This is a genomic window from Burkholderia sp. F1, from assembly GCF_050813845.1.
GTDB lineage: Bacteria > Pseudomonadota > Gammaproteobacteria > Burkholderiales > Burkholderiaceae > Burkholderia > Burkholderia ubonensis.
Genome location: NZ_CP172422.1, coordinates 3,473,397 through 3,485,451 on the forward strand (window position 1 = coordinate 3,473,397; position 12,055 = coordinate 3,485,451).

10 protein-coding genes and 1 pseudogene are annotated in these 12,055 nt (G+C 55.9%); 2 read left to right on the forward strand and 9 right to left on the reverse strand.

Going from position 1 to position 12,055, the window contains the following annotated elements; translation table 11 throughout:
• Positions 1-6: 6 nt before the first annotated feature.
• Positions 7-1,037, reverse strand: a pseudogene (locus ACFIMZ_RS34180) (IS3 family transposase); the annotation flags it as partial.
• Positions 1,038-1,068: 31 nt separating this feature from the next.
• Between ACFIMZ_RS34180 and ACFIMZ_RS34185 the strand changes: the two are divergent.
• The gene (locus tag ACFIMZ_RS34185; RefSeq protein ID WP_431823822.1) at positions 1,069-1,536 is read left to right on the forward strand and encodes a hypothetical protein; all 468 of its coding nucleotides are present in this window, start codon (positions 1,069-1,071) and stop codon (positions 1,534-1,536) included.
• Positions 1,537-1,568: 32 nt separating this feature from the next.
• Positions 1,569-2,150: a TetR/AcrR family transcriptional regulator gene (locus tag ACFIMZ_RS34190; protein ID WP_431823823.1), complete on the forward strand. Its 582-nt coding sequence runs from the start codon at positions 1,569-1,571 to the stop codon at positions 2,148-2,150.
• A 6-nt stretch (positions 2,151-2,156) separates the two neighbouring features.
• Here ACFIMZ_RS34190 and ACFIMZ_RS34195 read toward each other — a convergent pair whose 3' ends face one another.
• The 8 genes from ACFIMZ_RS34195 to ACFIMZ_RS34230 all read right to left on the reverse strand — a co-directional run bounded on the left by ACFIMZ_RS34195 (position 2,157) and on the right by ACFIMZ_RS34230 (position 12,055).
• A complete protein-coding gene (locus ACFIMZ_RS34195) occupies positions 2,157-3,284 on the reverse strand; it encodes an iron-containing redox enzyme family protein (protein ID WP_431823824.1) in 1,128 nt (375 codons plus the stop codon).
• 217 nt (positions 3,285-3,501) lie between these two features.
• Complete coding sequence (locus ACFIMZ_RS34200; protein WP_431823825.1) at positions 3,502-4,383, reverse strand: FAH family protein; 882 nt, start codon at positions 4,381-4,383, stop codon at positions 3,502-3,504.
• A 49-nt stretch (positions 4,384-4,432) separates the two neighbouring features.
• Entirely contained in the window at positions 4,433-6,169 is a 1,737-nt protein-coding gene (locus ACFIMZ_RS34205) for a thiamine pyrophosphate-binding protein (protein ID WP_431823826.1), read from the reverse strand.
• Positions 6,170-6,177: 8 nt separating this feature from the next.
• Positions 6,178-7,356 (reverse strand): enolase C-terminal domain-like protein, encoded by a 1,179-nt coding sequence (locus tag ACFIMZ_RS34210; RefSeq protein ID WP_431823827.1) that lies wholly within the window; start codon positions 7,354-7,356, stop codon positions 6,178-6,180.
• On the reverse strand, positions 7,349-8,227 hold the full coding sequence (locus ACFIMZ_RS34215; RefSeq protein WP_431823828.1) for an alpha/beta hydrolase: 879 nt from the start codon (positions 8,225-8,227) through the stop codon (positions 7,349-7,351). The genes ACFIMZ_RS34210 and ACFIMZ_RS34215 overlap by 8 nt, the downstream gene beginning before the upstream one ends.
• 21 nt (positions 8,228-8,248) lie before the next feature.
• The gene (locus ACFIMZ_RS34220; protein ID WP_431823829.1) at positions 8,249-9,916 is read right to left on the reverse strand and encodes a GH3 family domain-containing protein; all 1,668 of its coding nucleotides are present in this window, start codon (positions 9,914-9,916) and stop codon (positions 8,249-8,251) included.
• 41 nt (positions 9,917-9,957) lie between these two features.
• Positions 9,958-11,349 carry an MFS transporter gene (locus ACFIMZ_RS34225; RefSeq protein ID WP_431823830.1) on the reverse strand — a complete coding sequence of 464 codons (1,392 nt, stop codon included), beginning with the start codon at positions 11,347-11,349 and terminating at the stop codon, positions 9,958-9,960.
• The gene (locus ACFIMZ_RS34230) at positions 11,342-12,055 is read right to left on the reverse strand and encodes an SDR family oxidoreductase (RefSeq protein ID WP_431825443.1); all 714 of its coding nucleotides are present in this window, start codon (positions 12,053-12,055) and stop codon (positions 11,342-11,344) included. Before ACFIMZ_RS34230 ends, ACFIMZ_RS34225 begins: the two co-directional genes overlap by 8 nt.

Sequence of the window (12,055 nt, forward strand, 5' to 3'; positions counted from 1 at the left end):
AAAGATCGGATAGGCTCCGTTATAGTACGTGCGCCAGTCGTCGATTTTGCTCTGCGCGTCGGCCAATGACAAGAACCAATGCGCGTTCAGGCATTCCTGCCGGAAGCGCCCGTTGAAGCTTTCGACCTTGGCATTGTCCATGGGCGTGCCCGGTCGGCTGAAATCCAGTTCAACGCCATGTTCATACGCCCAGCGATCCATGGCCTTCGAGATGAACTCGCTGCCATTGTCGACCTTGATCGTGGCAGGATGCCCGCGCATGGCGGTGATACGCGTCAGCGCTTCGACCACATGCTCCCCCTTCAGACTTTGTCCGACCTCGATCGCCAGGCATTCCCGTGTGTAGTTGTCGACGACCGTCAGTGTCCGAAGACGTCTCCCGTCGAACAGCGCGTCTGCAACGAAGTCCATGCTCCAGATCTCGTTGATCGTGGTCACGAGATGCTTGGGCTGTCGCAGCCGAGCCGACTTGTTGCGTCGTGGCCGCTTATGCCGCAGCGACAGGCCTTCCTCACGATACAGCCTGTAGACCCGCTTGCAATTGTCTCGCCAGCCTTCCCGTCGCAGGACCACGTGAACGCGTCGATACCCGTAGTGCACGCGCGTGGCGGTGATCTCCTTGATACGCATTAGCAGCGCCGAAGAATCGCGCGCGACTGACTGATACCGATACACCGAACGAGACATGCCAAACAACGCGCAGGTCTTCGTCAGACTCGTTCGATAGCGATCGCGCAATTCATCGATCAACATGCGCCGACGGGCAGGCTTCAGAGCTTTTTTGCGAGTACGTCCTGCAGCATGGCCTTGTCCAGGCTCAGGTCCGCCACGAGCCGCTTCAGCTTCGCGTTTTCCTCTTCGAGCTGGCGCAATCGGCGTAACTCAGAAGGCCCCAACCCTCCGAATTTCTTCTTCCAGTTGTAGAAGGTCGCCTCGCTTATTCCGAGCTTGCGGCAGATCTCGTCGACCTTCGTGCCCAGCTCCGCTTGCTTCAGTGCAAATGCGATCTGCTCTTCCGTAAACTTGCTCGTCTTCATGGCATGGCCTTCGTGTCCGCTTGGACACATCATGCCGAATTTCTCTACTTTTGAACCGGACTATTTCTTGGGTCAGCGTCACTCGCACCATCAGCAGCATACGTTGCAAACACCAACGGGACCGGCCCCGATGGTGACGGACGGCGTACCGATCGACATCCAAGGCTCATCACGTCGTGTTCCGGTGAGTGAACGGCGGGCATTTTCCCCTGTCGGCCCCGCGTCATCGACCGTGCCCGTCGTTTTCCCTGTACTGCCACCGAACAGGTCGTTGGTGGTGCTCTCGTTACATGTTCGCCTGTCGAGTGGAGTCGAATTTGACCTTGGCGAGGCGATTGTCGACGACTTGCCTACGGTGATCCAGATGTTCGGGAGGCTGACATGTTTCGGTTCGACGAAGGGGCTGAAGGCCTACCGTAAGCGGTCCGATAACAACACCACTCAACTGCTTGGGATAGTCAGAACCCACGCCCCATCGGATGGTCTCGCGCCGCTATAATCGTGAGACGATCAGGTTGGGGAAAGCATCGCATGGCCACAAGTTCAAAACGTCAGGCGATCGTCGATACGGCGACACGATTATTTACGCAATACGGCTACCACGCCGTCGGGATCGACAGAATCATCGAAGAAGCAGGAGTGGCGAAGATGACGCTATTCCGATACTTCTCGACCAAGAACGATTTGATCTCCGAGGTTCTGACTCAGCGCGCGCACAGTGCACTGGGTTCGATGGCCAGTGCAGTTGCTAGCCGGAACACACCGATTGAACGGTTAAGGGAAGTGTTTTCCTGGCACGATCGCTGGTTCAATGCACGCGACTTTGGGGGCTGCATGTTCACCAGTGCACTCTCGGAGTTTCACGCCGAACCATGCGAGATTATTCGCATCTCGACCAAACAGAAAGTTCAGCTCCGTCTCTTCATCCAGAACCTGTTGCGTGATCTTGTACCCGCAACGTCGATCGAATCGACGGCTCGCCAAGTCGTCATGTTGCTCGACGGCGCGACACTAGCCGCCGTGATCGGCGACAAGACCAATGCCGCCAACGAAGCATGGCAAGCAACGGAGTGTCTGCTGCACGCGGTCCAAGCCCCCGTCGCCATGCTATGACACGTATCAGGCAGCCATCGAAGCCTGCTCGCCCTCCTGTTGTTGCCCCATTTCGATCAACCGGGCCAGCAGCGCATCGTAATAGTCATTGCAGGTGGCCATTCTCAGCGACGCGCCCACCAGGATGTCCTTCGCCACGGTCGGCGTTTCGTCGACGATTGGAACAATGACGTTTGACAGCCATCCTTCCCCATGAATCACGTCAATCGTCACGTGCTCGTTGTAGTAGTCAAGCTCAGCGCCACGACCTAGCCCGACACGCCGGCACCCGCGCGCCAACTTTTCGTACTGTGACGGGTCAAGCAATTCGGTCATTGCCATAATGCCTAGCAGCTTGAAGTAATGCTGCCGATTCACGCTCGACAGCATGAACAGGTTGTAACCTGCCAATCCTTGCCACCCAAGTTCGCTGACATGGTCGTCGGGCGCGCTACTCGCTCCAACCGTGCTGAGCAAGCTCCGGAATAGCGTCACATGGCTGCGCGCGGCGTCGCCGCGTCCCGATTCGTCCCAGAAATTCTGCGCCAACTCGCGTCGCACTCCTTCACGCGATCCGATCATTGAATACACCAGCAGATCGAAAAAGCGAATATTGAGCGCACTGTCACTCTTGAAGAATGCGACGATCTGCTCGAGCGACGCGCTCCTTTCCAGATAATCGAACAACGGGTGCGAAGCGACCGGATGTTGTGCCCACAAGCGCTTGAGCCTTTGCGTAAGTGCTGAGCCGTCGAGATGCGCCGGGCATTCATCGCCGACGCGACGCATTTCATTGTCGAGCCACGCCCGCTCGATACACCGACGTACACGCGTCAGCGATGGATTGAACTGATTGGCGGCACGTGGCGACGTGCCGTCTACAACGTGTAGTTCATACAGCAGGAACAACGTTCGATGAACTGCATTTGCAGCGTCCGTGTCGCGCTCGATAAACGCACGCTCGAGCGTATCGCGTACACGCTGCAGGAAGACTTCCTCCCATTCCGGGTGCGATTCCGCTTGTTCCTCGAGCAGCATAGTGTCGAGCAATCCCGATACCGCCTGGTCCAGCGGGAGCGACAGTGAGGTCAGCAGAGGTACCGGCACTGCCGCTATGTCAGGGAAAGCATTCCTGATGTATTGCTCTTCGAGCATGTTGCTTCCTTTCTACTTGTGAAAAAGCGCTACTTCACGCGATGTAATAAAAATCAGGGTGGTCGAATAGTTCAACAAGCGCGCGCCTGCCAATCAACGGTGAAACAAATGCGAGCCCCGCTGGCAGAATCTCGATCGCCTCCCACCGAAGGCAACCAGACGAAAGCCGGTCGAACCTCTGTCCGGCTTCTCCGACATACTGCTACCTCGATGACAACTAGGCAAACTGAACCTGATTCGAAATAACAACGTCGTGGCTTGCGAAATTCAGAACAATTCGATCGCCTTCCTTGATGCTGAAGCCAGCATGAAAGCTGCTCCGATCGGCACCAATGAATACATAATGAATTCGCCCTGGATGGCTCAGCGTCGAGTAGGAAAACAAATGATCGACCATATCCGTCAAGCGGTAGCCGAGAGCATTCAGCCCCGTCTTGAAGCTCCCGTTCCAAGCGACCGTGCCGTCGCGCTCGATCGATACTTCACCCTGTACGCTTAGCGGTGGCGGGGCGATATGAAACCAACTGGAAACTGCAGCGTCACATAGCTTCGCATATGCGAGGTGGCCCGGGTTCCGTTTGAAGCGGCCGATATCCGTCAGGTCGTTCCCGAATGTGTAACCACAGTATTCCGGCCGCCCATCTTCGTTACTGCGGTAGACGAGGACGACCTCAGCTTCTTCGCACAACGCCAGAGCCTGCTTAGGTGCGCGCAGTGGTTGACCGGACAATTTCACGGATGACCCCAGCCCCTTGACAAACCAATTTGGCAACACAATCTCGCCATGGTCATCGCGCGCGGATTCGATCTTGACGTTGTGGGTCTGCATGAATCCGCTGGCCACCGCGTCCCCGGCCGCGTCGGGGAAGAGCGGCGGCAACGGCGAAAAGTCGATCATGTCTTGATCCGAAAATTTCGCCGACGACACGCTTTTCGACAGATACTCCTTTGCAACGACCGCGTCAGCCGTGCCGCCAGTCGCTTCGCACAGTTTTGCCAACGAGATTCGATAGAGCTCGTTCGGCAGTGTCACACCTGACTCGACAAATCCCACAAAACGCTCTCCGCGGAGTACGCCTTCCATAAACTTGATAGTCATTTCATAGCCTTTTTTCTGGATGATGATTTTTCGATTTCAGCCACGGGGCTTACTTCATCAGGATTTCGACTAGTGCAGGCTTGCGCTGAGTCACAACGTAATGTGCCGCCTCACCGACAATTTGCTCGATTTCGCTTGCTCGATCGATGCGAGGAAACGACTTGATTCCGAACCCTTCGGCGATCTTGACGAAATCGACTGGTGTTTCGAAGAAACTCGTCGCAACGTGTGACAGATCCTCAACGCGATTCCGGGCCTTCGCGATACGTTCAGCATGCTGTGTTGAATTCAGGTACAACCTGTTGTTCATAACGATGACCAGCAACGGAACGTCGTACGAACTCAATGTCCAGAGTGCACTGGGTGTATAAAGAAAATCGCCATCCGCCTGCAGGTCGATGCATAGGACATCATCGTTACGATGCGCGATTGCCGCCCCGATGGAAGCGCCCAGCCCGTATCCCAATCCGGCACCACCGTTCAGCCCAAGATAGGAACCCGGTCGTTCAATATCCCATAGCTTCTTGACCCAGCCATCGATGGTGAGACTCCCCGTATTCGCGAGTATCCAGTCTCTGTCTTTCACCACCTGGAATACCTCTCGCACTGCCGTCGCGACATGGATCTCGTTGTCTTCGACGCGAAGTTGCCGTGCGCCGGCGTCCCATTCCCTCCGCACGCGCTCGTGATGTACCGCCAATGCGCGAACTCTCTCTTCCCGTTCAGGACGAGCGCGTCTGCCGACGGTATCAGCTACGGAGCGTTCCAATGCTTCAACGGTTGTCCGAGTGTCGGCGATCGCGCCCTGGCTAACCGGGACAAACTGTTGATAGTCGGCAGCCCATTTGCTTGGCAACGTGTCGCTCGCGCTTAACGTAATCACGGTGACATCCTCAATAGAAGGCATACCGTCGGTTACGGGAAGAAACGCCCCCAAAGCACCGGCAAGGTCCTGGACTTCGATCGCTAACACCAGATCGGCCTCCTTAAGCATGTCCGGTGGTGCGTTGGACACATTCAACGGGTGAACATTGGGAAAATTGAATCGATTACCACGATCGATCACCGCCATCCCGACCCGTTCCGCCAACGAGATGAGCGGCGCGACGGTTGCCGGATCTCGCCCACTGAAATCAACGATCAGAACCGGCATGCGCGCCGACAGCAGCTTTTCCGTCAGATTCTCAATGAAGGGGGCATCGGCTGCCGGTAGCCTGCTAGGGGTGGTCGCGGTCGGCGGCAGCAGTTGCGCCGCACTTTCGACGTCCTGTTCCTGAACATCAAAGTCGACAGCCACGTAACACGGGGCATGCATCTCCGTGTTCATCAACTTGAAGGCTCGATAAAGTGACTCGACTGTTGCCCTCTGACTGGTTGGTTGATCGCACCATTTGACGAAATCCTTGACGGCCGCCTCAATGTTTTGCGACGTATGGATCCAGTCAATCCACGGTCGCCGCTTTGCGGCATCAATCGGCCCGTTACCACCAATCAGCAACAGTGGCACCCGGTCGCACCATGCATTAAAGATCGCCATTGATCCGTGCAGAAGCCCAACGTTCGCGTGCAAGAACACTGCCATATGTCGATTGCAGGCCTTGTAGTAGCCGTGCGCCATGGCTACCGCAATCTCCTCATGACATGCCATAAGGATCTCGGGAGAATCCTCTCGATGCACCAACGAGTCGTGGATTCCCCGGAAGGAGGCACCGGGGTTGAAGGCGACGTACTCGATTTCTTGTTGTTTGAGAAAGTCTACGATCAGATCCGAAAAATAGCGTTTCATGTCGAATGTCAAGCCTCGGTATAGTGGGATGTCGCGGTCCATTCATCTGTTGATCGGCTGTAGCCGAAAGCCAGATACTTGGAAATCTCCGTCGAATTCGATAGTCCCAACCCGAATCCGGCTGGTGGCGGAACCGTGCTTCTTGCCCTGTCAAAACTCGGCTCAGGAGAAACGATCATGCTGTCGAAGAAGCGATCGGCTTGCCCTCCCTCCACCGCAATTGCATCTCGGTGCAGGGAAGCAAGCAATCTTCCGGCCTGGATCAGCGGCCCGCACTCGGCGACCTGCACACCGATCTGGAACTGGATACCGAAGTTCTTGGCGAGCTCGATCATTTCGATGGACCGGAGTACCCCCCCGCATTTCGACACGCGTACATTCACCGCATCACAACTGTCGCTACCTATGGCGCGCCGCAGATCATCTAACGTTGAGATCGACTCATCGAGCATGATCGAGATCCCCGTCTGAACGCGCAGCTCATGCAATTCGGTCCAGGATCTCTTCGCGAATGGCTCTTCAACCATCGTCAATCCGGCTTCACGAAGCTTTCTCACGTGCTCGACAGCCTCGATAAGGCTCCAGCTCATATTGGCGTCTATGACGATCGGTGTGTCGCCCCCGATGGCCCTTCTGATCTCTGTCACGGTCTCGAGATCTTTCGCTCTATCACGATGAGCCTTGATCTTGACGAAATGAAACGGACCTCGCTCCCGCAAGAAATCCTTGACTGTCAGATTCTGATCAAGAACCTGCGATATCTTGATTGGCGCGCTGCTCTCGGCCAAAGAAGCACCGTTACGCAACATCGCATTCAATGAAGCCCGGGTCCGCTTGCCGATCCAGTCAAGAATCGCAAGCTCCACGATGCATACAACGTTGTTGGCTGCCGTGAAATCGAAGGCGGCCTCAATACCCAGCCGCCTGATGCGATAGAGAATGTCATTCGGCGACTCGCTCAGCAATTCGTCGATGATGCGCGCCAGCGGAAGACTCCTCAACGCATCACAAACAGTCACGCACGTCTCTCCCGTGACGTAACTTCGCGGCGCGCATTCGCCAAGACCCACGCAACCCGAGAGATCCAGTTCGAGCACCACACTTTCGGACGTCGTGCGTGTGGCTGCAGGGTGGCCGAACCCAACCCGCATGGGCTGCTGCACGTGATAGACGCGGACATCATGCATAGACTTCTCGAGCCTGAAGTAAAACGAACGCTGACGCCCAGTCAATCAGCTCACGCCTGACCTCGGTGTAGAAAAGGTAGTGCTTGTGGGTCGGCAACTTCAGAACCGACCCGCGAGATTGCGTCATCCTGAGGAAGGCGTTGTGGGCGCTCTCGAGGTCGATAATCGGATCAGATGTTCCAGACACATACGCCATCGGAACCGAAGGCAAATCCCCCTGAGCGTCAACGTACAGTCGCTCGATCTCAATCAGCGAACGCCTCGATCTCTTGGTGATCTCCCTGATCGCGAGATCATCCTCGTCGATGAATGCTTGATATTGTCGGGAGTCGGTGAAATCCGAAGAACGCAACCCTGCATCCCACATTTCATCGCTGCTTTCTGCCGCAATCTTCTCCAGCTCGCTTTCGGACAAGCTCGCATGCAACTTCCCAAGCCAAGTGGAACAAAATATGGCTGCATCGTACGGGACGTCGAATGACGGGTGATGCATCACGGCCGCCATGAACGACCCGCCGAGACAGTGGCCAAACAAGCAAAGAGGCGTATCGTCGCCGATGAATTCGCGGACCCATTTCAGGGCAGCAACATAGTCGGCTACGACCACTTCCGCCGGCGGAATGTCGCCTCGATCTCCGTCGCTTATCCCGCTCCCGCGCCTGTCCAGAACGAATACCGACACGTCGTTGTTTGCAAACTGGCGCCCGGCCTCCCACAGCCAGCCGGCATGGCTCTGCAACCCATGAAAGTAGAACACTGCTGCCTTGGGGTTTTCAGGCAGCCACGCGTGCATGGCGAGCTCCGTCTGGCCACGACGAATCTTCCTGATTTCCCTGCGCAGATTGGAGGGATGTGTCTTCAATTCGAGCATGATTTGATGTTCCGGTAGTCGTTACTGGCCTGACAGTTCGCCAAGAAATTCCGTATCTTTCTGGAACGGCTTGTACTTGTATTGGTTCGCGTTTCCTTTCTGGCGCTTTCTCTCGACAAACGCCTGAATGCTGTTCTCCGGAACCACATGAACCTCGATCGGCCCCAAGCGGTTCGACACGCGCTTGGATTCGTATTCGATGCTGATGTCTTGTAACGCACTTTCGACATGGCGCGAGAGGGTTGCACCAAGTGTGACATCGGCGCCGCGGGCCTCAGCCACGACGACATAGCTCGGCGGCTGCCCCCAACGTGGGCCGCACAGATAAAGACCAATCTGCCGGTCCGCTGCTGCAAAGCCCTGTCTCAACGCGGCCGTGACTTGGTGTTCGGTCAGCTTTTCACCAGTGAACGAATGAAATACGCCGTCGCGATGCAGGAAATGGATCCACGGCGTGCCATCCACGACGCGATCTACGTGGTAGATATCTCCGGTCCAAAGACGATAGAGCCCGTTGGCCTGAGACATGATCACGTGATAGTTCTTTCCCGCCGTCAGTTGGTGTGCCAGTAGCGTCTGCGGTTTCTCTCCACGCTCTACAAGTTCTCCCAAGGGTACGTCGTCTTCCACAAACTCAAAAAACGCCTGGTTGATCGCGAGCGGCTGGCTATATGCGTCTTCGCTGACCGGAATCGTAACCACCCCTTCCGTTCCGCAGCTCATGAACGGCAGCCGCGCGACGCCCGGAAAGATTTCTTCCAGTGCTTGTTGATACAAGCCAGCGGATGCCGACAACCAGCATGCGTACAAACCCAAGGTCGGCCAAATATCCTTCAACGTGAAGCCGGGGTTCGCAAGAACCTTCTCGAGCCGATCGGCCTCGTGCGAATCCGCGTTGCACAATGGCTGTCCATCGATCGTCCCATTCCTGACATCGGCAACCAGCTTCTCCTTACTGGCGTCGATGTGGTCTCGAAGCGAAAGCAACGTACTTGGATTAATGGCGTTGATGAAATACAGGTCCTTTCCCACGAGGTGCCGAACCCTGCAATACATCTTGTCTTCGAAAGAAACCGGAGCGTTTTCGCAAAACCAAGGCGCTTCGTACCACGGCGGATTCCAATCCATGCTGTTCATCCGTGGATGACGATTGCTGACCGCCTGGAACGGAACACCATGGATGTAGTCCTGCGCATTCTCGCGAACGGTCTGCGTATCGAGCGTCGCATAGGGATTGGACAAAAGCTCCGGGTGGAGCCGACTATAGGTTCCCCACATCGCTTTCATTGCCGGGATCCGGTAGTTCAGTACCCAATGCAGGGTATAGGGCACACGCTTCGGCGTACCAGTCGTCCCGCTTGTTTTGAGCCATCGCATCACCGGGCTGCAGGTCAGCACTCCACCTTTTGTACGAATCTCGCGATCGATGAGGGGGACGAAATCGTCGTAGCGCATGATCGGCAACGTGCTGCGATAGTCATCGACCCCCGACACGCTTGAGTATCCGCACTCTTGCCAATGCAACGAATCCTTACTTACGGAGATCACGTCTCGAAGCACGTCTTGTTGGGTGCCCTGAGGATGGCTGGCGGCCGTCTCGAATCGCTGCAACTCTGCGAGACATTCGGAAGCAAATGCGTCTTTCCGACTCTCCCAGTACTTCATCCATTCATTAGTAATGCTATTCATATTAATCAACCTCATCCAAGAAAATGGACAATTAGTTAAATTTACTTACGAATTCGCAAAGCGGTAACCAACAATGCGCCAGCAAACAGAACAGATGCAACCCCGAACGCCAGATGCATGCCATATTCGAAATTCGAGCTCAGTCCAATCAGACCTCCAAGGACAGCGATTCCCATCACACTACCGCTCTGACGGGCTGCGTTGATCACGCCGGATACGATACCGGCCTGTCCGGCTGGAGCCGCCGACATGCCCGCCGCAACAGTCGCCGGCGCAGTAAACGACATGCCGAAACCAACCGCGAGCATCGGTATCAGAACGGAAACGTATGAGCTATTTCCGTTTGCGAAGGTCAATCCGAATAGGCCGAGCGCACCGGCAAGCAGGCCGACTTTCATCGGGAAACCTGGCCCGGTTCGCGCCGTGACTCGTCCGCAATAAAAGGCGGTAAGTGAGCAAACAATCGCCTGAGGCAGAAGTGCCAAGCCCGTGTCCATCGTCGAGTATTTGCAGATCTGCTGAAAATACAGGCTCAGTACAAACAGCTGTCCGTAGAACCCGAAATTGATGATCATCCCCACAGTCGTCGCCGCCGAAAAGATTCGTGACCGGAAGATCCCTCGCGGCAACATCGGATTGGCAGAGAATCGTTCAATCGCAAGGAACAGGCACGTCGCAATTGCGAACGCGGCCGCCGCGATCTGCACATCGCGACTCGACCATCCATGTGCGCCGGCGGAAATGAACAGAAACGCGAGTGCGCCCAGTGCGACGGCGGAAAGCAACTGTGCCCCAAAGTTGATCCGGCGAGCCTCCCCCGGCATCTTCGGCAAATAGCGCGTTGAGAGGATCACGCCAAGGATGCCGAAAGGCACGTTGACCAGAAATACGGAGGGCCATCCGAACGTCGAGATGAGGAAACCACCGAGCACCGGACCGGCGGCCACTGCCACGCCACCGACCCCCCCCCAAACTCCGAACGCACGCGCGCGGTCAGCTGGTTCAACAAATATTTTCTGAAGAAGCGACAGCGACGTCGCGACAAGCAGGGCGGCCCCAACGCCTTGGAGAACGCGTGACGCAAGCAGTGCACTCAGACTTGTCGACAGCCCGCACAAGGCAGATGCCAACGAGAAAACGATCAGACCGACATTGAATACTTTCTTGGGCCCGAAGATATCGCCAAGCGCGCCAGCGCTTAGCAGCAGAGCTGCAAACGCCAGCGTGTAAGAGTCCACCGTCCACTGCAATCCGCTCAAACCAACGTGCAGGCTGAGGCGCAGGCTGTTCAACGCAACATTGACGACAGTGGCATCCAAGCTGACCATAAAGAAGCCAATGCAAACCGTGATCAGGGCACGCGACTTGACGATTTCTCGCGACTGAGCATCGGCTTCTTCGATCGTGGACGTAAAGAGACTATTGTCAGACAAGGGAACCTCCTCCATCGACGACCAATGTCGTACCCGTGATGTGCTTGTGATTCGCCAAGAATACAATTGCATCTGCTACAAGCTCTGGAGTGCCGATTTTCTCGACGGGGAGACGCGCACCAATACTTTTTCGTTCTTCCTCGTTCAGATGTACCAACATCGACGCATTGCCAAGTATTCCAGGCGACACCACGTTCACGCGAACAGGAGCCCGCTCGAGCGCCAACCCTTTTGCCAGGCTCTCCAATGCCGCGTTGATTGCTCCGATAAGCGCAGTAGTCTTCGTAGGCCTCGACGCAAGAATTCCCGACACGAACGTCAACGACCCGCCCTGATTGATTTTTACATCTCTGGCGATTCGATAAGCACCCCAGAATTTTGAGTTCATCGCACCATACGCTCGGTCGAGAGGAATCGACTTGATACTCCCTGTAGGAAGCGGCGTGGACGCAGTAGTAACTACTACATGATCGAACGCATCCAACGACGCGATCGCATCGGCAACGCTTTCATCATCGCAAACATCCACCACAGCGCCTGACGCATTGGCACCGATGATCGGAAGCGAACGATCAATACTCGCAGCCGATCTCGACATGACAGTAACGTCGGCACCACCCATGGCGAATGCCCGTGCAGCGGCCAGGCCGATTCCCGACGTTCCACCGACAACCAGAATTTTCTGCTTCTCGGCCCCGCTTTTCAT

Excerpts from the sequence above, each read along its gene's own strand:
- ACFIMZ_RS34215 (WP_431823828.1), bottom strand. The coding sequence starts at position 8,227 with ATGCTCGAATTGAAGACACATCCCTCCAATCTGCGCAGGGAAATCAGG.
- ACFIMZ_RS34195 (WP_431823824.1), bottom strand. The coding sequence starts at position 3,284 with ATGCTCGAAGAGCAATACATCAGGAATGCTTTCCCTGACATAGCGGCA.
- ACFIMZ_RS34205 (WP_431823826.1), bottom strand. The coding sequence starts at position 6,169 with ATGAAACGCTATTTTTCGGATCTGATCGTAGACTTTCTCAAACAACAA.
- ACFIMZ_RS34210 (WP_431823827.1), bottom strand. The coding sequence starts at position 7,356 with ATGCATGATGTCCGCGTCTATCACGTGCAGCAGCCCATGCGGGTTGGG.
- ACFIMZ_RS34200 (WP_431823825.1), bottom strand. The coding sequence starts at position 4,383 with ATGACTATCAAGTTTATGGAAGGCGTACTCCGCGGAGAGCGTTTTGTG.
- ACFIMZ_RS34185 (WP_431823822.1), top strand. The coding sequence starts at position 1,069 with ATGCCGAATTTCTCTACTTTTGAACCGGACTATTTCTTGGGTCAGCGT.
- ACFIMZ_RS34190 (WP_431823823.1), top strand. The coding sequence starts at position 1,569 with ATGGCCACAAGTTCAAAACGTCAGGCGATCGTCGATACGGCGACACGA.
- ACFIMZ_RS34220 (WP_431823829.1), bottom strand. The coding sequence starts at position 9,916 with ATGAATAGCATTACTAATGAATGGATGAAGTACTGGGAGAGTCGGAAA.
- ACFIMZ_RS34230 (WP_431825443.1), bottom strand. The coding sequence starts at position 12,055 with ATGAAAAGCGGGGCCGAGAAGCAGAAAATTCTGGTTGTCGGTGGAACG.